The sequence below is a fragment of the Kosakonia oryziphila genome, assembly GCF_900094795.1.
Lineage (GTDB): Bacteria > Pseudomonadota > Gammaproteobacteria > Enterobacterales > Enterobacteriaceae > Kosakonia > Kosakonia oryziphila.
The window spans coordinates 91353-113341 of the sequence record NZ_FMBC01000004.1 but is presented as its reverse complement, the minus strand read 5'-3'; the positions used below and the strand labels follow the sequence as shown (position 1 = coordinate 113341).

The window sequence follows — 21989 nt, the reverse complement described above, 5'->3', positions numbered from 1 at the left end:
CGTGGTAAGAGAGCGCAGAACCGAACTGGTACAAGGATTTCGCCATTCTGTTCCCTATATTAATGCCCATCGGGGAAAGACATTTGTCATTATGCTCGGCGGCGAAGCCATTGAACACGATAATTTTTCAAGTATTGTCAACGACATAGGTCTATTACACAGCCTCGGCATCCGGCTGGTGGTAGTGTACGGCGCGCGTCCGCAAATCGACGCCAATCTTGCCGAACATAATCATGAACCGATTTACCACAAACACACCCGCGTGACCGATGCAAAAACCCTTGAACTGGTTAAGCAGGCAGCAGGTCTGTTGCAACTCGACATCACGGCGCGGCTGTCGATGAGCCTCAACAATACGCCATTGCAGGGCGCACATATTAACGTAGTCAGCGGCAACTTTATTATTTCGCAGCCGCTGGGCGTCGATGATGGCGTGGATTATTGCCACAGTGGACGTATTCGCCGTATTGATGAGGAAGCGATCCATCGCCAGCTCGACAGTGGTGCGATTGTGCTGATGGGGCCAGTCGCGGTGTCAGTTACTGGCGAAAGTTTTAACCTCACCTCTGAAGAGATCGCCACCCAGCTTGCCATCAAGTTGAAAGCCGAAAAAATGATCGGTTTCTGCTCGTCGCAAGGGGTGATGAATGACGAGGGCGATATTGTTTCCGAGCTTTTCCCGAACGAAGCGCAGGCGCGCGTCGAATCGCTGGAAGCGCAAGGAGATTACCACTCCGGCACGGTGCGCTTCCTGCGCGGTGCGGTCAAAGCCTGTCGCAGCGGCGTGCGGCGCAGCCACTTGATCAGCTATCAGGAAGATGGCGCGCTGTTGCAGGAGTTGTTCTCCCGCGACGGTATCGGTACGCAGATTGTGATGGAGAGCGCCGAGCAGATCCGCCGCGCCACCATCAACGATATTGGCGGCATTCTCGAACTTATCCGCCCGCTTGAACAACAGGGCATTCTGGTGCGCCGCTCCCGCGAGCAACTGGAGATGGAGATCGACAAATTCACCATTATCGAACGCGATAATCTGACCATAGCCTGTGCGGCACTTTATCCCTTCCCGGAAGAGAAAATCGGCGAGATGGCCTGCGTGGCGGTACACCCGGACTATCGCAGCTCATCGCGCGGTGAAGTCCTGCTGGAGCGTATTGCCGCACAAGCGAGACAGATTGGCCTAAGCAAATTGTTTGTGCTTACTACGCGCAGCATTCACTGGTTCCAGGAGCGTGGCTTTACCCCAGTGGATATTGATTCGCTGCCGGAAACCAAAAAGCAGATGTACAACTATCAGCGCCGCTCCAAAGTACTGATGGCCGATCTTACCTGAAAGCTTGCCCCCGCGCGCTGCGGGGGCGTTACTCAACCTTGCTGAATAACGCATCCAGCCCGCTGCGCCGCTCGGTGCGGGTAGCAATGGCCTGCGCCAGAATGCGCTCATCCGCGTAGAGCGACAGCCGCTTGCGTGCACGGGTGATGGCGGTGTAAACCAGCTCACGTGTGACTACCGGTACAAACTGCCCTGGCAGGATCAGCGCTGTATGATCAAACTCCGAACCCTGCGATTTATGCACGGTCATGGCCCAGGCCGTTTCATGTTCTGGCAGGCGACTGGGCTGTACAGATTTGATGCTGCCATCCGGCAGCGGAAACCAGACGCGGATCCCCTGCCCCTGCTCAAGCGCAATACCGATATCGCCGTTAAATAAGCCCAGCGCCGAATCATTACGTGAGATCATAACCGGACGGCCGTGATACCAGCGTGAATACGCCGGGCGTGAAATCTGCCGTTTCCGCAGCAGCGCCAGTTCCAGACGCTCATTCAGCCCGCTTACCCCAAACGGCCCCTCGCGTAATGCGCACAGCAACTGGTATTCGCTAAACGCTGCGATAATCTCTTGCGGCGCGGCGTTATCCTGCACCCGCAACAGATAATGGCCATAGCCGGCGAGCGCGTCGTCGATCATCGCCTGGTACTCTTCTGCGCTCTGTAGCGGTTTACGCTCAATATCGCCAAAGCCCTGACTGAACACCGCTCTGGTGGCATTTTTATCACCCCGGTTGACCGCCGCTGCCAGTTGGCCAATACCGGAATCACTGCCAAAACGATAGCTTTTTTGCAGCAAACACAGGCTATCGCGCAGCGTACTGGCACAGTGCCCTTCTCCGGCGGGAACCGTTGAGCCGGTTAAACGCGAGAGCTGCGCCGCGCGCTCCGGAGTATAGCCTGCGTTCACCCACGCACAGATATCACCCAGCACCGCCCCGGCCTCTACCGAGGCCAGTTGATCGCGATCGCCAAGAAAGATCACCCGGGCCTGCGGCGGCAGCGCATCGATCAACCGTGACATCATCGGCAAATCGATCATTGAGGCCTCGTCGACCACCAGCACATCAAGATGCAGCGGGTTATCCGCATGATACCGCAGGCGCTGGCTGCCCGGCTGTGCGCCAAGCAGACGATGCAGCGTGCTGGCTTCGTCCGGCAGCATCGCTTTCTGTTGTTCTGTCAGATCCAACTGACGCAGCGCATTGCCCAGCGACTCGGTTAACCGCGCGGCAGCTTTGCCGGTCGGCGCGGCCAGACAAATGCGGCATTTTCCACCGTCCACCATCTGTACCAGTGCCGCAAGTAATTTTGCCACTGTCGTGGTTTTCCCGGTTCCCGGCCCGCCGGAAATCACCGAAATACGCCGGGTAAGCGCCACGGCTGCCGCCACTTTCTGCCAGTTGACTTCGCCCGTTGTCGGGAAAAATGTCTCCAGTACCTGCGTCAACCGGGTTTCATCCACCTCGGGTTGGCTCTGCCGTTCGGCAAAAAATGCCGCCACCTGTCGCTCGTTTTGCCACATGCGGTTCAGGTAGAGGCGATCCCCTATCAGCACCAGTGGCGCTGGCGTTTCGCCATCGCTGACGGCGCGCGATGCCAGCAGCGTTTGCCGCCAGTCGCCAGGGTTCCCGGCCAACTCAAAAAGCGGGTTAAAAATAGTTCCTGCGCTGGCATACGCTTCTGGCGTCAGGCGCGAAAGCGGTAAACAGACGTGTCCTTCACCGGCGTCGTGGCTGAGCAACGCTGCTGCCAGCATTACCGCTGGTTCCTCTTCTGTTGCCACCGTCAGAGCGAACTGCACATCCAGCGGGCGCAACAGTTTCAGTTCTGCCGCCTCACGTAATCGTGTTGTCATACTCATGGCATCGCCTCCTGCGTCTCTCCGGCAAATAGCGCATCCATCTGTTCGATCAGTGCCATATCAGGGCGCGTGGTGAAGATACCCTGCCGGGGGTTTTGCGCCTCAATGCCGCGTAAAAAGAGGTAGATCACACCGCCGAAATGCTGTTCGTAACGATAATCCGCGATGCGGTGGCGCAGGTAACGATGCAGCGCCAGGCTATATAACTGATACTGCAAGTCGTAGCGGTGCGACTGCATTGCCGCAGCCATCGCCGACTGCGTATAGGCCTCCGCGCTTTCACCCAGCCAGTTGGATTTATAATCCAGCAGGTAGTAGCGCCCGTTGTGGCGAAAGACGAGATCGATAAAGCCTTTCAGCATGCCGCGCACATCGCGGAAATCGAGCGGCGGGCACCCTGCCGACAGCGGATCGTAGCGCCGGATTAGCGTATCCAGCGCCTGGGCACTCATCGTCTGCGTCACTGGCAGGTAGAACTCCATCTCAACCTGCTTCTCCTTCGCCGTAAGCTGGCTCAGCGAAATGTCCGCCCCGGCCAGCGGTGCATGCAGCACGCTCTCCAGCCAGCGGCTCAGTACCGGCTCCCAGTGTTCTTCGTAACCCCCGGCCAGCACTCTTTCCGTCACCCATTGCGGTGAGATTGGCTGGGTAAAATCCAGATCTTCAAACAGGCTATGCAAAAAGGTTCCCGGCGCGGCGCCACGCGGAAACTGATGCGGCGTCAGCATCGGTTCAGCCACAACCTCACGTTCACCGGCCGCATCGATATCCAGACGCGGCAGCAGATCCTGGGCGATGCCATGAGCATGCTGCTGCAAGCCGGAATAACTGGTCACACGCCAGTCGTCAGCAATTTTCCGCGTCACTTCCCGTGCACTCAGTACGGGCAACACCGTTTGCGGCAACTGCCAGCGGGCGCTATCGGCGACTGGCGGCGTGCAAAGGGCGATATCGTCATCACACAGCGCCTGCAATGCACGCTGCAAACCAGCAGCATCGAGCGCTTCACCTTTCTGAATCAGCCTTCCTGCCGCGCTCTGATGGAAATCAGTTTCGCCCGTTTTGCCACTGCGACGACGAATCAGCGGCGCGATCCCCAGGCTGCAATGCCAGACCGAACGCGTTAATGCCACGTACAGCAGACGCAAATCCTCCGCCAGACGCTCGGTTTCTGCCAGCTCGACGCTCTCGTCGCCATGGCTTAAATCAAGCATCGCCGCGAAGGATTCGCGGTCATGATAGAAACCCTGATCCTGGACACGGAAATTCGCAATAAACGGTAGCCAGACCAGCGGGTACTCAAGGCCTTTCGATTTATGAATGGTGACAATCTGCACCAGATGTTTGTCACTCTCCAGACGCAATTGCTCGCTGGAGGCATTGGCATTAGGTTCGGCGATGCGCTGCGCCAGCCAGCGTGTAAGCGCATGCTCACTTTCAAGCTGCGTTCCGGCTTCCTGCAACAACTCGCTGATATGCAGAATATCGGTTAACCGCCGCTCACCGCCTGGCGTCGCCAGTAAATTCTCCGCCACATTGCGCGCGCTCATCAACGTGCGCAACATCGGCATCACGCCACGTTTTTGCCACAGCTCGCGGTAGTGAGAGAACTCCTCAACTTTCTCATCCCACGCCTGTTCGTCGAGATTCAGCGCTTCAATATCTTGTGCAGTCAGCCCCAGCATGGAGGTAGCTAACGCGCTACGCAATGTGCTCTCCCGCTCCGGCGCCAGCACGGCATGCAACAGCCACAACAATTCCTGTGCTTCCGGCGTATCGAATACGCTGTCACGGTTAGAGAGATAGACGGAGGGAATATCCAGCAGCATCAGGGCATCGCGAATAAGCGACGCTTCGTGGCGGCTGCGCACCAGCACGGTGATATCTGAGGCTCTGACCGGGCGCATTTTCTCATGCTCACCCTCACCTTCATACAGTAGCGCCTCACCCTGCTGACCAGCGCTCAGCCAGTCGCGGATCTGCGAGGCACAAAGCTGCGCCATAAAACCCTGGTAATCGCCGACGCCAACACCTTCGCCTTCCATCAGCCACATTTTCATGGCTGGCTGCTTTTCCCCACGGAAGGTGAAGCGCAGACCCGAATTTTTAGCGGCGGATTTAACCGGCAGGAAAGGGATCTGGCGAAACATAAAGGCGTCTTCCATCTGCATAAACAGACGGTTAACACTGGCGATCATTCCTGGCGACGAACGCCAGTTGGTATCAAGGGTATAGCGAGCGCTTACTTCGTCACGCGCTTTCATATAGGTAAAAATATCTGCACCGCGAAACGCATAGATGGCCTGCTTCGGGTCGCCAATCAATAACAGACCGCACTCTGACTGCCCGTGCCAGATCCGGCTGAAAATACGATACTGCTGCGGATCGGTATCCTGAAATTCATCGATCATCGCCACCGGGAAACGTCCGCGGATCGCAGCGGCCAGCGCCTCGCCGTTCGGGTTGCGCAATGCGCTATCCAGACGGCTCAGCATATCGTCAAAACCCAGCTCGCCGCGACGATGTTTCTCTTTCGCCACCGCTTCGCGGATTTCACGCATTGCACTGGTCAGCACCAGATCGTCAAGCGTTAACGGCTGAGCCAGCAGTTCTTCAATAGCGACAAATAGCGGATGTTCCGGCACCACGCCATCCGCTTTGGTGCGTTCGGCAAGGAAAGACTGAGCAAACTTCTCCAGCGCCTCCGGCAGCAAGTAGCTGCGCGTCTCCTCCTGCGCCCAGGCAGACACACGCTCAATATACTTTGCTTGGTTGCTGCGGTTGAATTTGCGCCGGTCGATGCCGGACGCTTCAATCACCGGCTCCACTTCGGCAACTGCGGCGTTCCACTGCTGTTTAATAGTATCAATCAGGGCGATAATGCGCTGGTGGCGGGAAACCAGTGTTTCATCCGCCGACGGTGGGGATTTGATTTGCGGCGCTTCGCCCTGCAAGTAGCGATCGATCGCCTTCAGCAGTTCCTGCGGCCCTTTCCACGAGGCATGAACCGCCAGGGCAATCTCACGCGGCAGCGGGTAGCAGTGACGTCGCCAGAAATCCGCGCAGGCCTGATAGCGCAGCAGGGATTCATCTTCCACCAGTTGCTGTTCAAACAGCATGCCGGATTCGAACGCGTTCAGGCTGAGCATGCGCTGGCAGAAGCCATGAATGGTAAAGACTGCCGCTTCATCCATTTGCCGCTCGGCCAGCATCAGCCAGTACGCCGCCTGCTGCTTATCGGCAATCTCCTCCAGCAAACGGGCATATAAGGGGTTGCTGCTGCTTTCCCGCAGGCAGGCAATGCGTAACTCATGGATATTACTACGGATACGGCCACGTAGCTCTTCGGTCGCGGCTTCAGTGAAAGTTACCACCAGCAACTCTTCAACGCTGAGTGGTCGCGGGAAGGCGGCATTGCCGCCCAACCCTAATAGCAGCCGCAAATAGAGTGCGGCGATGGTGAATGTCTTGCCGGTGCCCGCCGAGGCTTCAATCAGGCGCTCGCCGGTAAGCGGCAAGCGCAGGGGATCAAGGGTCTCCGCAGTGGTTTCACTCATCTTTCTCGGTCATCTTCGGTAAGGATTGCTGCAGGGCGCTGACGCTGTCCCAGACCTTCCAGCCTTGCGGTTGAGCATATTCCGCTTTCCCGCTCTGGCTACCGGAGATCTGCGACAATATCGCCATGCCTTGCGGCTCTACCACCGCCTGATGGAAGAAGTCGGCAAGTTTCTGCGGCGTCAGCAGTTTTATCTGAGCGACTACTTTATCACGTGAATCGAAGCGCATATTGCCGCGATCGAAATCTTTGCTGAGTTTGGAAGCCTCTTCACCTAACGTTTGCGGCGCTTGCATTATTTGCGCAATCACCCCTTGCTGGATTTGGGCAAACTCTTCCGGTTTCATCGCCCGCAGCTTCGCTTCCGCAGTCGGAAAGAAGGCCTTGTAGCGCTCCCAGAGATACGCCGGCTGCTTACCATTGCTCTGTAACAGGAAACCCATGCCCCACTGACGGCCAACGCTCATCGGGAAAGCAAATACGGCGTAGCCAAGCTGTTCCTCGGTGCGTAACTGGTTATAGAACCACGGCTGCACAATTTGCCCCAGCATCGCGCTGTAGGCCGAGCTGCTGTACTCATCAAAACCTGGTGGTACGAACACTGCGGCCAGCGCGGAATCCGTACTGTTGCCCGCTTTTTCAAAGCTCACATTCTGCTGTTTATCAACCACGACGTCCTGGTTACGGCACCACACTGTGCCATTGGCACCCAACTGTTTTTGTACCGCATGAGCAAGATCTTTCGCCTGTTGCTCGCTAAGGTTACCAACCACGAGGAATTCCGGACGCGCATTGCTTTTCAGCGCATCGCGATATTGCAAAATGTCCTGCAAGGAGATCGATGGCAACAGCGCACGACGATCTTCACGCAGGAAGTACGGCACCTGTGACAACATCTGCACCGGCATAATCGCCTGATCGAAGGCTTTACCCTTCTCTGCCGAATCCATCATTTGCGCGTACCAGGATTTGGCCTGCGCAAGCTGCTCTTCCGTCGGCGTATAGCTGAAATATCCGTCCAGCAACGCCTGGAAAAGCTGCGGCAGGCGCTGGGTGTAACCATTTGCATTGAGCATCAAACCATTGTTGGCATTGGTGGAGAAAGTGATCCCGCCGACAGCCGCCTGGTTGCTCAGTTGATCGAGCGCCAGCCCTGCCAGATAGTCATTCAGCGCGAACATCACCTGGTTCTTCGCGGTATCCATCGCCTGTGGATTACGCAGCACCACGCTGACATCCGCCTTCGGTTCGCTGGCAAAATAGCGGCTCGGCATATACACCACGCGCAGCGTCGGCTCATCGACAATCAGTTCGGGGTGCGGATACTGCTTTTGTGGTTTAAGCAGCGTGAAATCGTCCGGAATATAGGGGTTCAACTCAGGGAGTTTCAGCGTAATACTGCCCTCCCGCTTCTGCCAGTCAGCAAAGGTTTCCGGGGGAATTTTATCGACCTGATATGGCGCATCGACAAAATAGGCAGTTTTATTGTGCGGCTCATCCGGGCTGATATACCAGATGCGGGCGTTTTGCGGCGTCATTTCGTTAAGACGCGCCTGTACAGCTTTGGCATCAAACTGGTCGGCGATATTTACCGAGTCCAGCGTATGCGCAACCGGAACGCGGATCATGGTATCCGCCAGCCACTCAACATAATCCATATTGCGGGTAATCGAGGGGTAGCGGAAATCAAGGTCAAGAATATGGGAAAGCTCGTCGAAATAGCGCTTATCGATGCCTTTTTCACGCAGCAGTTGCAGGTAACTGAAAATCGCCGCCACCACCTGATCGCGATTCGCCTGGCCTTTGTCTGTCAGAGTGGCAGAAATCGCCAGCACGCCGCTGTTGCCGTTGACCACGGGATCGGAGTCGCCACGGATCCCTTCAACCAGCCCTTGGCTTTGTAACCAGTCAGAGAGCGTACCTGGACTACGATTGCCAATCAGATAAGTGATCAACTCATCTGTTTTACTGCGAAACGCAGCGGTGTTGTTATCGATACGGAACTCAACACGCAGCACTTTGTTCGGCACAGCCGGAACATAGTGAATGATGATACCCTTCTGCGCATCGGTGACAACGGGCACAGTGATTTCCGGTTTCGTGATGTTTTTATTCGGCACGCGGCCATAAGTCTGTACCGCAAGCGTCGCCAGTTCGCTCAGCGGACGGTTGCTGTAGATGACCGCTTTCATCAGGTTCGCAGAGTAGAATTTATCGCGAAACGCCAGCAGCGCCTGGTGTACCGGACTACCCGGTTTGTCGCTCAGCGTTTCGAGGTTACCACCGGAGAAACGCGCCCCCGGGTGCGCCGGGTTAATGGTTTCTGCACTGACCTGCGCCATCCGCATCCCATCACGGGTACGCGCCATGGTCAGCTCGGCGTTGACCGCGTTGCGTTCGCGTTCGCCATATTTTTTATCCAGCATCGGGGCGGCAATCGCATCCGCAAGACGATCAACGGCACCGTCCAGCGCGTTATTTTCCACTTCCAGGTAGTAAGCGGTGCGATAAGGCGCAGTACTGGCATTATGACTGCCGCCATGCAGCTTGAGGTATTCGGCAAGGCTGTCCGGCTGCGGATATTTTTGGGAACCCATCAGGGTCATGTGTTCCAGGTAATGCGCAAGGCCAGGGTGGGAATCAGGATCCTCCAACGAACCGATCGGCACGACCAGCGCAGAGAGAGATTTCACCGCCTGCGGGTCGGATACCAACAGCACAACCATGCCATTATCCAGACGAATCGCCTGATACTGACGGGTATCTTTATCGCTCTTGCGGATAGTTTCCTGAACTGGTTGCCAACCATTGTCGGCCTGACTGAATGGCACCCAGAGGGCAAAAAACAGGACGAAAACTTTTAACCAGGTGCTGCGGGGCATTCACGAACCTCATCATTAACATTTCTGGCAGTTCCAGTAACTGTGAAACTGCCAGATATACTCGCGCTGGCTTTGCCAGCACTCTTGTTATATCAGTCAGTGACCGTCGCGCATAATAATGGATGCTTACGTATTGCGCAATTTTCATACAGTCAGTCGGACTGATTATGTCTATAAAGCGGTAACAGGAAACGGCGGGCCTGTTCGGTGATTTCAGCGTAACACTCTGGCTCAAGGGTACGCCACAAGCGCTGATACCATATATCTTCGCCTTCACCGCGAACCATCATATTGCCCTCCCAGGCCTGCAGAAATTTGCTTTGCGCTTTCTGTAGCGTTTCCTCGTCCATTAACATGGCATCATTTGCAGCGTCATAACAGGCTTTTATCCACGCCCCGCCGCTTTCTGGCACCAGCAACAGCGGTTTCGTCATCCCTTCCTGGTAACCGTCGATCATCAGCGCCAGAGAGTCCATCGCCTGCTCTGGCTTCAGCGGCGGGAATCGCCACTCGCCTTCTTTGCGCACAAACAACCGGCTTTCGCCAGTGCCACCGCTGGCACAGTAGACAAGATGTTCAAGCCAAAGTTGCAGCCCCTGAGAAACGCTCAATAAAGAGGGACGCCAGCGTAACAGGCCATCCGGTTGCACACGTGACAACCAGCCAGTCAAATGAACACCCGCACAGTGAAGGTCGATCTCCTGGCTTGAAGCAGGCTGACGGTGCTCAATGACGCGACCGGCGAGCTCCTGCATCTCCTGGCACTGTGTTTCCCAGATAATTTCACCAAAGGCACCATAAGGCAGCAGGCCCGCAGCGCGATAACGGCGGAATAATTTATCTTCGTCCTGCTGCTCGACTAATGTATTGAGCAGCTCAAGATTCAACTGGTACCGGTCTAAACCATCAAGGATAAACGGCTCTGCATCCGGGATCTCACTCTCTTCCGGATGGAAATTAACCCGTAAACGCATCTGGAAAAAGGCCCTTACCGGATGCGCCCAGAAGCGCTGAAGCTGATCGAAGGAGAGCGTCTCCAGCGGTTGACTTTCCAGCGTCTGGATAAACGGGGAATGCGCTTCACCCTGGGAACTCGCCGCAGGCAACCATTCACGGGCATAACTCTGCCACTCGTCAGCAGTAAAGTTCGCCGGGTCGAACGGCATACGGGTATGTAAATGCGTAATATGCGCTTTCACCCGACGCTCGCTGTCATCGCAGTTCAGCGCTTCATCCCCTGCCAGACAGTGGCTTTGGCCAATGTAATCGACAAGTTCCTGCACCAGCACGGAAGGGAAACGCTCTTTGTTATCCTGGATAGAACGGCCAATATAGCTGATGTAGAGTTGCTGCTGCGCCGAAATCAGCGCTTCCAGGAAGAGATAGCGGTCGTCGTCGCGTCGGCTGCGATCGCCGCGCTGCGGCTTCTGGCTCATCAGGTCAAACCCCAGCGGCGGCAGCGCGCGCGGGTAAACGCCGTCATTCATGCCTAACAGGCAAACCACCTTAAAGGGAATGGAACGCATCGGCATCAGGGTACAGATATTAACCGGGCCTGCGAGAAAGCGCTGGCTGATACGCTCCTGATCCAGCCGCTGGGCCAGCTCATCACGGAGTAAAGAAAGCGGGATCGCTTCACCATACTGTGCACCAACGCCCTGAGCGATGATCGCCTGCCACTCTTGCTCGATCAGCGCCAGCGCCGCTTCGGTATCCTGATCGGGCAGGAAAAAGTCGTTGAGCATATCACGGCAAACCGGCAGCCACTCCTTCAGCGGACGCGCTTCGGAAAGCCCGCGACGCCAGATATTCAGTTGCATCAACAGCGTCGCCAGATGCCCCACCAGTTCAGCAATCAGCCCACTTGATTCATCATACGGCAAAACGGATTGCCATTCGCCGTGGCGGCTCTCCATAGCATAACCGATGAGCATACGCGTGAGGCCAAACTGCCAGGTGTGCTGCCCGGTCGGCGGCAACTCAAGCTCGCGCACGTTGTCATCATCCATGCCCCAGCGAATACCGGACTCATTAACCCACAGCCGCAGGTAACGCAGCCCTTCTTCATCAATGTTAAAACGCGCAGCCAGCACCGGAACATCCAGCAGCGCCAGCACATCTTCAGAAACAAAGCGGCTGTCCGGCAGCGATAGCAAGCTAATAAAAGCCTGCAATGCGGGATGTGCCTGCCGGGCGCGGCGGTCGGAAATAGCATAGGGAAGATAGCGCTCGCCGCTGGCACTGCCGAAAACGGCCTGAATGTAGGGGCTATAGCTGTCAATGTCCGCCACCATTACCACAATATCGCGCGGCGTTAGTTCCGGATCGGCTTCCAGCATCGCCAGTAAACGATCGTGCAGGATCTCCACTTCACGCTGCGGGCTATGACAGACATGTACCGTCACGCTGCGATCGTCAGGCGCGAGTGTTCGCTTTTTGTTGCTGTGGGCAAACTCTTTCGCAGTCACACCTGCCACGGCGCTGTTTTGCAACTCAAGGATGTCGTACTTCAGGTTTTGCAGCAGGGAACCAGGCGTGATATCGACAAAAGCATCCAGTTCCTCATAACGATCCATGCCTGCCAGCAGAAAAATGTTATCGCGCCCCAGTTTTCCCCACGAGGCCAGCAGTGGGTTTCCTACATCCTGTTCACCGTCATCATTAAACAGACCACCTGCGTTTTGCGTATCACGAAACAGCGGAAACTGACGATCTTCCCGGTGATGACGACGCTGGCGGGTAACCAGCCTTGCCAGAAATGCAGGATCTTTGATATCTCCCCAGTAGTAGCGGCAGGGATTGGTAAACAACAGATGAACATCAATGTGCTTACCCAGCGCTTGTAGCGCCTGCAAATAGACTGGCGGCAGTGCAGAAATACCACAAATGAAGACACGGGACGGCAGACCTGCGGGCGGCGTCTGTGCCGATTCGAGGGTACTGATAAAACGTTGATAGAGATTGGCGCGGTGCCAGTGAGGCTGGCCGAGCGCAGCGGTATGTTCCACCAGAGCACGCCAGAGCGGAGCCTGCCACTGTTGCGCCTCTCCCAGCCCATCAACGGTTTCGCCAGCTTCCCAGCGGGTCAGCCATTCAGGACGATAGACAAGGTACTGGTCGTAAAGATCCGCCACGCGTGACGAAAGCTGAAACAGTTTGCGCTTGTCGTCATCGTCATTCAGGTAGTGACGCAGCATGGCGAACTCTTCACGCTCCAGCATCTCCGGCAACAGCGACATTAGCTTCCAGCTCATGCTCTGCTTGCTAAACGCGCTCTCTTTGGGAATGTCATCGAGCACGCTGACAAACACGTCCCAGATGAAACTCGCCGGGAGTGGAAAAGTGATGTTGGCAGCGATGCCAAACTTTTGCGCCAGCGTCATCTGAAGCCATTGCGCCATGCCGGTGCTTTGCACCAGAACCACTTCCGGTTCAAAGGGATCGTCGAGCCTGTCTCGCTCAACAATAAACTCCATCAATGCTTCCAGCACATCCAGGCGATTGGAGTGGTAAACCCTTAACATAAGCGCTCCTGACTACTGACTGTTCGGACAAAATAATCGCGTCATTTGCCCTTGCCTGCCCACTGGCGAGGTGACGGTGACGTTGATGCTGACACATCCCTCTGCCGTTGTCTGCCCTTGGTTTAGCTGCCATCCGGGCGGCAAAGGCGGAGCGTCGGGTTGCGCCTGTTGCCATGCATATCGCCACAACTGACGCCACTGGCTGGCGGAAAAGAACCCTGACGCCAGCGCCCGATGATAACCGCCCAGTGCGGTAACTACCATCACCATCAGCAGCATCGCCAGTAGTACCTCCGTCAAGCTGAACCCCCGTTGCTTGTTCAGGGAAGCTGACATAGCGCCTCCTCTTTTAGCGGACAAAAATCACTCCAGCCATGCGGCAAAAAGCGGATATTGCTACCGCTTACTGCCCCCAGACGCCACAGTACATTCTCTTCGTTCGCAACAATCAGCAGCGCGGACTTATCGCTGAAAATGCGCAGGCAACTGCGCCAACCCGCGCCAGCAGGTTGCCGGCACTGCAAGATGGGTTGCGAGGGCCATACCTGATGTTGCGCCCACGCCATCGCCGAGTGGATTTCAGCGATATTGCGTAATCCGTGGGCCTCGCGATTTACGCGCCATAAATGGCTGGAAAGCTGCTGATTCAGGCCATTCAGCATCAAGCTTCCGAGCAGCAGTAGCAGTAATACCAGCGCCAGCGATGACATTCCCCGTTGACGATTCATAAGTTATATCCGGTGATGTCCAGCGCCGCATTCACCGTCGTTCCGGCATTGCCGGGAAGGGAGGCGGCGAGCGCGACAGTAAGTTGCGGGGCATATCCTGGCGTCTGACGCATAGTCACGTTAAAACGCGAGACGAACATCTGTGCAGGATCGGTCGTTTTTTCCCAGCCCCGTCCGGTACAGGACGTTGCGCCACGCAATGTCTCCAGCGCGCCATTTTGCAGGCGAAACCCCGTTTGCTCCGGTTCGCTGCTCGCAGAAGATTCCCAGCGTCCATTGCTGTTGGCATCCCACTGCATTATCACGCACTCTCCGCTTCTGCTGATAACCAGCGGCTTGCCAGCGCAGTTGCCATTACAGTAGCCCGCTCGCTGTAACTGTTTTGCTACCGCCCAGAGCCGTTGCCAGAGATCGTCCTCCAGCATCTGGACACGAGTCTGTTGCAAAACGGCGGCTTGCAGCGCTGGTAAAAAGCGGGCCGAAGCCAGCAGCAATATGCTACCGATAGCCATTGCCAGTACGGTTTCCAGCAGTGAAAAACCCCGTTGATGGTTCAACATTGATCGTCCTTCGCGTTCTGACACATTCTGATGCGCCCCCAGACAGAAACCACGATCCGCCACTCTCCGGCACTGCTGCGCACGCGAATATGACCGGGCCATGCGGTGTTGCGCAAACCAAAGAAACCGAGCGATGGTGTCACCTCCAGGAGCGTTACCTCAGGCCAGTCAGGCATAACGGCAAGCGGGCCAGGCGTGGCGCAGCCCGCTGAGGGCGTATTGAGCAAGCACCAGCCTTCGCCTTCACGTACCGAATAAACCCGCTGCGCCTGGTTATGCCAGTTAGCCTCCTCGCGTAACCGCTCCAGGAAGTGACGAACATGTAGCGCTGTTTGCCATAACCGTTGTTGCGCCTGCCAGTGCTGCCAGCCAGAAATCCCCATACCGCTCAGGATTGCAATCAGTGCAACGGTAATAAGCGTTTCAATCAGGGTAAAACCCGCCTCGTTTTTCATGGCAGCAGTGTGCAAGCGGTGGATGCTCAGGTCGAGGCAGGAAAGGGAAAATTACGAGGCGTCACGAGAGAAAAGAGTGTGCTTGCAATGAATTGCACAGCAGTTGCGGGCAGTGCCGAAAAACCGTTTTTTGATGAAAAAAAACCGGCACATTACTGCACCGGTTGTGTCATGTTCGGCCAGGTCAGACAGCGACCGGCGCTTTAATTGCCGGGTGTGGATCGTAACCTTCAATGTCGAAATCTTCGAAGCGGTAATCAAACAGCGACTCTGGCTTACGTTTGATCACCAGTTTCGGCAGCGCACGGGGTTCGCGGCTGAGTTGCAGATGCGTCTGCTCAAGATGGTTACTGTAGAGGTGCGTATCGCCCCCCGTCCAGACAAAGTCACCCGGCTCCAGATCGCACTGCTGCGCCATCATATGCACCAGCAGCGCATAGCTGGCGATATTGAACGGCAGCCCCAGGAATACATCGCAGGAACGCTGGTAGAGTTGGCAGGAGAGCTTGCCATCCGCCACATAGAACTGGAAGAACGCATGGCAAGGCGCCAGCGCCATTTTATCCAGTTCGCCGACGTTCCAGGCCGAAACGATAATGCGGCGAGAGTCCGGATCGTTTTTCAACTGGTTGATAACTGTTGAAATCTGGTCGATATGGCGGCCATCCGGCGTTGGCCACGCGCGCCACTGTTTACCGTAAACCGGGCCGAGATCGCCCTGCTCGTTGGCCCATTCATCCCAGATGGTGACGTTGTTTTCGCGCAGATAAGCGATATTGGTATCGCCCTGCAGGAACCACAGCAACTCATGGATAATTGAACGCAAATGGCAGCGCTTGGTGGTCACCAGCGGGAAGCCGTCCTGCAGATTAAAACGCATCTGATGGCCAAAAATAGACAGCGTGCCTGTCCCGGTGCGGTCGTTTTTCGGAGTGCCTTCGGTCAGCACCTTTTGCATCAATTCTAAATACTGTTTCATGGTTCCTCAGGAAACGTGTTGCGGCGAACGATGGCGGTACGCCCAAATCATCATAATAGCGCCTGCGATAATCATTGGAATGGAGAGGATCTGCCCCATGCTGATGTACTGCACCCATTCGCCGGTAAACTGCGCGTCGGGCTGGCGGAAAAATTCAACAATGATACGGAACGCGCCGTAACCAATCAGGAACAAGCCGGAGACCGCGCCGGTCGGGCGTGGTTTGCGAATAAACAGGTTAAGGATGATAAACAGGACAACGCCTTCCAGCGCCAGCTCATAAAGCTGTGACATGTGGCGCGGCAGCACGCCGTAGGTATTAAAGATCGACTGCCATTCCGGATGCGCTGGCAGCAACGCGGCATCTTCCGCACGCGAGCCAGGAAACAACATAGTAAACGGGAATGAGGGATCAACACGGCCCCATAATTCACCATTAATAAAGTTACCCAGACGGCCGGCACCCAGACCAAATGGGATCAGTGGTGCAATAAAATCAGAGACCTGGAAAAAGCTGCGTTTAGTACGACGCGCGAAAATCACCATCACGACAATGACGCCAATCAGACCGCCGTGGAAGGACATGCCGCCATCCCACACGCGGAACAAATAGAGCGGATCAGCAAGGAATAGCGGGAAATTATAGAACAATACGTAGCCGAGGCGGCCCCCCAGAAACACCCCCAGGAAACCTGCATAAAGCAGATTTTCCACTTCGTTTTTCGTCCAGCCGCTGCCTGGACGGTTCGCCCGACGCGTAGCCAGCCACATTGCAAAAACGAATCCTACGAGGTACATCAACCCGTACCAATGCAGGGAGACGGGGCCAATGGAAAAAATCACCGGATCAAAATCGGGAAAACGCAGATAGCCACTGTTCATCTGTCACCACAACTTGTTGTTCTTCCGCCGAAAGTGGACAGCGGTTTACATACGCGGCCGCAACTGGCGGCCGCTCCAAAGGGGCGAATCATAGCATAAGGGGAAAGCATGAGTTGCGCCGAAGTTGTAAAAGATATGTATAGTCAAACAGCCACGCACTTATTTTACATCTGAATAAGCAGATGCTTAAATCCCACCGCGAATCAGGCCGCCCAGACCGCGCCGCTCCATAAAAGCGGCAATTTGATGGCGAACTTCGGCGGTTAACTGCGCCTCAAGCGTGCGATTTGCCAGCACCCGCGCCTCTTCAGCATCAATGCGCCGCAGCAAATATTTGATGCGCGCGACCGAACGCCCGTTCATCGACAGGTGGCGATAACCAAGGCCTATCAGCACGGCGACACACATCGGATCCCCGGCCATTTCACCGCACAGGCAAAGGTCGATGCCTAACCGTTCAGCCTCGGTTGCCACCATCGACAACGCACGCAGCACTGCCGGATGCAGGCTGTCATACATTGTCGCTACACGGGTATTATTGCGATCCACCGCCAGAATATACTGCGTCAGATCGTTGGTGCCGATGGAGATAAAATCAACGCGGCTTGCCAGATGCGACAACATAAACACCATTGAGGGTACTTCCAGCATCACGCCAATACGTGGGCGTGGAATGGCGTAGCCGATCATCTCTTCGACTTCGCGTCCGGCACGTTCAATGAGCCGTTTGGCCTCATCCACCTCGTCAATACTGGTGATCATCGGCAGCAGAATACTGAGGTTGCCGGTTGCCGCATTAGCACGCATCATGGCGCGCACCTGCACGAGGAAAATTTCCGGCTGATCGAGCGTAATACGAATGCCTCGCCAGCCAAGGCAGGGGTTTTCCTCGCTGATGGGCATATAGGGCAATTGTTTATCAGCGCCAATATCCAACGTACGCAGCGTCACCGGCTTGTCGTTGAACATTTGCAGCATGCCCTGATATTGCGCCACCTGCTCCTCTTCCGACGGAAAGCCGTTTTGCAGCATAAAGGGAATTTCAGTACGGTACAGCCCGATACCGTCGATGCGGCTACCGAGTTTCTCTTCATGCTCCGGGCTTAAGCCAGCATTGAGCATCACTTTCACCCGCTCGCCGCTTTTCAGTTGCGCTGCCAGATTGACATCATCTTCGGCGAGACGGCTAAGCTCATTCTCCTCAGTGATAAGGCGCTGGTATTCCTGTAGCAAAACTGGTTCCGGATCCACCAGCAATTCGCCACGGTAACCATCGACAATCAGCGTGCGGCGATGCAGCGCAGAAGGCTGGATATCAGCGCCCATCACCGTAGGAATGCCGAGCGCGCGTACCATAATCGCGGCATGGGAGTTGGACGCACCGTCGCGCACCACCACGCCAACCAGCCGATCATGCGGTAATTCTGCCAGCGTTGTCGCCGAAAGCTCATCGGCGACCAGTATAAAACGCTCCGGCCAGGTATTCGGCCCCTGAATATTGTCATCAAGGTGGAACAGCAGACGCTGGCCGAGGGTCCGCAGATCGCCTGTGCGTTCTTTCAGATAACCGTCGCTGAGCGCGGCAAACTGTTCGGCGAAACTTTCAATCACCGTTTTCACCGCCCATTCGGCCACCACACCTCTGTCCACTTCTTCGAACAGCTCACGGCGCAAACGCGCATCGGAGAGTAAGTGGGAATAAAGATCGAAAATCGCCGCTGTCTCTTTTTGCGCGCCAGCGGAAAAACGCTTGCTGTAACGGCGGAATTCGTTGGCAGCCTCTTCCAGCGCGCTGGTCAGCCTTTCGCGCTCAAGCGAGGTATCCAGCGTCGATGCCGGATAAACCTGCTCCATCAGCGGCAGGGTTTGATCCATCCAGCCTTCGGCAATGGCAACCCCCGGCGAAGCCGGCAGCGCACGAATACGTGTCTGCCGATACTGGCCAAACAAGGCATTTAATTGTGACTGGGAAAGGATCGCGGCGACCTGGGTTGCCAGTGTGACCAGAAAGGATTCTTCGCTTTCATTGTACTGGCGCAACTCACGCTGCTGCACAACCAACACGCCAAGCAACTGACGACGCTGGATAATCGGTACACCGAGAAAAGCGCGAAAACGCTCCTCTTTTACCGCCGGGATATATTTAAAGCTGGGATGTTTCTGCGCATCGGCAAGGTTGATGGGTTCCGCCAGTCGGCCAACCAAACCCACAATCCCTTGATCGAATGCGAGCGTGACAGTACGGCCGCGCGGCTTTTTTAAGCCGCGCGTCGCCATCAGATAAAAACAGCGCCTGTCGTGATCTGCAAGATAGACCGAGCATACTTCGGTTTCCATCGCCAGACACACGTCGGTAACCAGTATCTCCAGCGCTTCGCTAAGACGCGGCGCGCTGGCAACTTTCTCAACTATTTCTCGCAGTCGGGTGAGCATAATATGGGTGGCTTAACCTCGTTTACGTCGCCAGGCAGGTGCGTTCTGCGGCTTAGGAGGCGTTTCCTGAAGCGATAACACCGCACTTGCAAACTCTTTCATCACCCGTCGGTAGACGTCGCGTTTAAACGAGACTACCTGACGAACAGGATACCAGTAGCTTACCCAACGCCAGCCATCAAACTCAGGGGTGCTACTGGTTTGCATATTGATTTCTGTATCATTACCAATCAACTGCAAAAGAAACCATTTTTGTTTCTGGCCGATACAAACCGGCTTTGTGTCCCAACGCACCAAACGTTTCGGTAACTTGTAACGCAACCAGTTACGGGTAGAAGCAAGGATACGAACATCTTTACGACTTAAGCCCACTTCCTCGAACAGCTCCCGGTACATCGCCTGCTCCGGAGTTTCGCCTGGGTTGATTCCCCCCTGGGGAAATTGCCATGAGTGTTGCCCGAAGCGTCTGGCCCACATCACCTGGCCCTGTCGATTGCAGATTACGATTCCCACATTTGGGCGGTAGCCATCGTCATCAATCACCGGACTACCTCAAAATAAACCTGAATGACGAGATTGTTTCACACTCACGGAAAACGGTAAACCACTCTATGACAGGGATACGAACGGATAGCGATTGAATAACTCACAGTTTGCATAAGAGTTATAAACACCATCCCTCACCTTCAACGGTTTTTATTCACCTTTTCTGTGGATAGAGTTGTGAAAAAGTATGGAATTACCTAGGGAAAACCCAGAACAGTCTGAATAACCTCATTATCGGGCGAAAAAATAAAACTCGCTGATTCATTTAGTTAAGAGACTTATCATCGCAATATTGCAGCATAACGTGATGATCGTCACTCATAGGATCCTGGCGCTGATGAAAGATCGAACAGAGCCGTTTTTATCCACAGATTATGCCAATAAGTTAGGCACATTTTGTGCAAATATTCGATTTTCATCCCACGTCAAGGCTGTAAATGGAAACAGTAGTGAGAGTTTTCACCAGTTATCCCACTTTTCTGTGGATAACATGGTGTAAGATCCTGTTCATTGCCAGTGACCAGATTTGGAAAACCTGGAGGGTTGTTGCGCAATACATTGCAAGCATCATTAAATTATCTTTTAAATCATTATGTTGCATAAATTTCACTGGAAACGGTAAACTGGCAGACTACGGTGGAAAACTACTGTCTATTTTTTAATCAAAAGGTTAGTGACATGCTCGCGTTATCTCCTTTCACTTCGCCACCAGAATCCGAGGCCCAGTTACTCACTCAGGCACAGCGCCTGGCAGGTTATTCGCTTGGCGAACTGGCAGCATTAGTGGAGTTGCCGGTGCCGCGCGATCTGAAGCGGGATAAAGGCTGGATCGGTGTGTTACTTGAGCTATGGCTGGGCGCCAGCGCCGGGAGCAAACCCGAGCAGGACTTTGCCGCGCTGGGTGTCGAGTTAAAAACTATTCCGGTCGATAACCAAGGCCGCCCGCTGGAAACCACCTTTGTCTGTGTCGCGCCACTCACCGGGAATAGCGGCGTGGTATGGGAAACCAGCCATGTCCGGCACAAACTGAAACGCGTGTTATGGATCCCGATTGAGGGTTCGCGCGGGATCCCGGTAGCCGATCGCCATGTCGGATCGCCGCTGCTCTGGAGCCCTAATGAGGAAGAAGAGCGGCAGTTACGCCAGGACTGGGAAGAGTTGATGGATCTGATTGTGTTGGGCCAGGTTACGCGCATTACCGCCCGTCACGGCGAAGTACTGCAATTACGCCCCAAAGCCGCCAACAGCAAAGCATTAACGGAGGCGATTGGCGAACATGGGGAACCTATCCTCACGCTGCCTCGCGGTTTCTACCTGAAAAAGAACTTCACCAGCGCCCTGCTGGCTCGCCATTTTTTGCTTTCCGGCTATTAATTTTTTGCCACAGCTTCACCGACGCTTATAATTGGCGCTTCTTTTTTTGTAGGACTTTTATTGATGTTATTTGCATGGATCACCGACCCTAATGCCTGGCTTGCGCTCGGTACGCTAACGCTGCTGGAAATCGTATTAGGGATCGATAATATTATTTTCCTCTCTCTGGTTGTTGCAAAGTTACCTGCCGCGCAACGTAGTCACGCCCGTCTGCTTGGGCTGGCAGCGGCAATGGTGATGCGGCTGTTGCTGCTGGCCTCTATTGCCTGGGTAACAAGACTGACGCATCCGTTATTCACTCTTTTTGAGAGTAGCATTTCGGCGCGTGACATGATCCTTTTTCTCGGCGGATTGTTCCTGATCTGGAAAGCGAGCAAAGAGATCCACGAATCGATAGAAGGTGAAGAGGAAGGACTGAAAACTAACGTTCACTCTTTCCTTGGCGCTATTGTGCAGATCATGCTGCTGGATATCATTTTCAGTCTCGATTCGGTGATTACCGCAGTGGGCCTCTCCGATCATCTGTTCATTATGATGTCCGCCGTCGTGATCGCTGTTGGTGTGATGATGTTTGCCGCACGTCCGATTGGCGAATTTGTCGCTCGCCATCCGTCAGTCAAAATGCTGGCACTGTCGTTTTTGATTCTGGTCGGCTTTACGCTGATCCTCGAAAGCGTTTCGATTCATGTGCCGAAAGGTTACATCTACTTCGCGATGTTCTTCTCTATCGCTGTCGAGTGGCTAAACCTGTTGCGTAACAAAAAAAATCCGCTGTAAGCAAAAAGCTTCCCCAGTCAGGGAAGCTTTTTCAACCTTTTCAACATTTATATGCTCTACACCGCTATTTTCAGAAAATCACCCTTTTCCATCCTGAAA

Annotated in this window: 15 protein-coding genes; 3 read left to right on the top strand and 12 right to left on the bottom strand. The window is 55.0% G+C overall.

Features of this window, described 5'->3' with window-relative positions; all coding sequences use genetic code 11:
• Window position 1 precedes the first annotated feature (1 nt).
• A complete protein-coding gene (gene argA, locus GA0061070_RS03385) occupies window positions 2-1333 on the top strand; it encodes an amino-acid N-acetyltransferase (RefSeq protein ID WP_090133640.1) in 1332 nt (443 codons plus the stop codon).
• 28 nt (window positions 1334-1361) lie between these two features.
• On the opposite strand, the gene recD is transcribed toward argA, so the two are convergent.
• From recD to rppH, 12 genes are all read right to left on the bottom strand, one after another.
• On the bottom strand, window positions 1362-3194 hold the full coding sequence (recD, locus tag GA0061070_RS03380; protein WP_090133638.1) for an exodeoxyribonuclease V subunit alpha: 1833 nt from the start codon (window positions 3192-3194) through the stop codon (window positions 1362-1364).
• Window positions 3191-6751: an exodeoxyribonuclease V subunit beta gene (gene recB / locus GA0061070_RS03375; RefSeq protein WP_090133636.1), complete on the bottom strand. Its 3561-nt coding sequence runs from the start codon at window positions 6749-6751 to the stop codon at window positions 3191-3193. Before recB ends, recD begins: the two co-directional genes overlap by 4 nt.
• Complete coding sequence (gene ptrA / locus GA0061070_RS03370; RefSeq protein WP_090133634.1) at window positions 6744-9632, bottom strand: pitrilysin; 2889 nt, start codon at window positions 9630-9632, stop codon at window positions 6744-6746. The genes recB and ptrA overlap by 8 nt, the downstream gene beginning before the upstream one ends.
• Before the next feature lie 152 nt (window positions 9633-9784).
• The gene (gene recC / locus GA0061070_RS03365; RefSeq protein ID WP_090133632.1) at window positions 9785-13156 is read right to left on the bottom strand and encodes an exodeoxyribonuclease V subunit gamma; all 3372 of its coding nucleotides are present in this window, start codon (window positions 13154-13156) and stop codon (window positions 9785-9787) included.
• 12 nt (window positions 13157-13168) lie between these two features.
• Window positions 13169-13492 carry a prepilin-type N-terminal cleavage/methylation domain-containing protein gene (locus GA0061070_RS03360; RefSeq protein ID WP_090133630.1) on the bottom strand — a complete coding sequence of 108 codons (324 nt, stop codon included), beginning with the start codon at window positions 13490-13492 and terminating at the stop codon, window positions 13169-13171.
• Complete coding sequence (locus GA0061070_RS03355) at window positions 13477-13884, bottom strand: DUF2509 family protein (protein WP_090133629.1); 408 nt, start codon at window positions 13882-13884, stop codon at window positions 13477-13479. Before GA0061070_RS03355 ends, GA0061070_RS03360 begins: the two co-directional genes overlap by 16 nt.
• Window positions 13881-14444 (bottom strand): prepilin peptidase-dependent protein, encoded by a 564-nt coding sequence (locus tag GA0061070_RS03350; protein WP_090133627.1) that lies wholly within the window; start codon window positions 14442-14444, stop codon window positions 13881-13883. The genes GA0061070_RS03355 and GA0061070_RS03350 overlap by 4 nt, the downstream gene beginning before the upstream one ends.
• On the bottom strand, window positions 14438-14899 hold the full coding sequence (locus tag GA0061070_RS03345) for a prepilin peptidase-dependent protein (protein ID WP_090133625.1): 462 nt from the start codon (window positions 14897-14899) through the stop codon (window positions 14438-14440). Before GA0061070_RS03345 ends, GA0061070_RS03350 begins: the two co-directional genes overlap by 7 nt.
• 184 nt (window positions 14900-15083) lie before the next feature.
• Complete coding sequence (gene thyA / locus GA0061070_RS03340; RefSeq protein WP_090121085.1) at window positions 15084-15878, bottom strand: thymidylate synthase; 795 nt, start codon at window positions 15876-15878, stop codon at window positions 15084-15086.
• A gap of 6 nt (window positions 15879-15884) precedes the next feature.
• Window positions 15885-16760, bottom strand: coding sequence for a prolipoprotein diacylglyceryl transferase (gene lgt, locus GA0061070_RS03335; RefSeq protein ID WP_090133624.1), 876 nt, complete (start codon window positions 16758-16760; stop codon window positions 15885-15887).
• A gap of 186 nt (window positions 16761-16946) precedes the next feature.
• Window positions 16947-19193, bottom strand: a complete 2247-nt coding sequence (ptsP, locus tag GA0061070_RS03330; protein ID WP_090133623.1) for a phosphoenolpyruvate--protein phosphotransferase — start codon at window positions 19191-19193, stop codon at window positions 16947-16949.
• Window positions 19194-19205: 12 nt separating this feature from the next.
• On the bottom strand, window positions 19206-19736 hold the full coding sequence (gene rppH / locus GA0061070_RS03325) for an RNA pyrophosphohydrolase (protein WP_090133621.1): 531 nt from the start codon (window positions 19734-19736) through the stop codon (window positions 19206-19208).
• A gap of 681 nt (window positions 19737-20417) precedes the next feature.
• Between rppH and mutH the strand changes: the two genes are divergently transcribed.
• Both mutH and GA0061070_RS03310 read left to right on the top strand, forming a co-directional pair.
• Window positions 20418-21113 carry a DNA mismatch repair endonuclease MutH gene (gene mutH, locus GA0061070_RS03315; protein WP_090133617.1) on the top strand — a complete coding sequence of 232 codons (696 nt, stop codon included), beginning with the start codon at window positions 20418-20420 and terminating at the stop codon, window positions 21111-21113.
• A 63-nt stretch (window positions 21114-21176) separates the two neighbouring features.
• Window positions 21177-21890, top strand: coding sequence for a TerC family protein (locus GA0061070_RS03310; RefSeq protein ID WP_090133616.1), 714 nt, complete (start codon window positions 21177-21179; stop codon window positions 21888-21890).
• Window positions 21891-21989 lie beyond the last annotated feature (99 nt).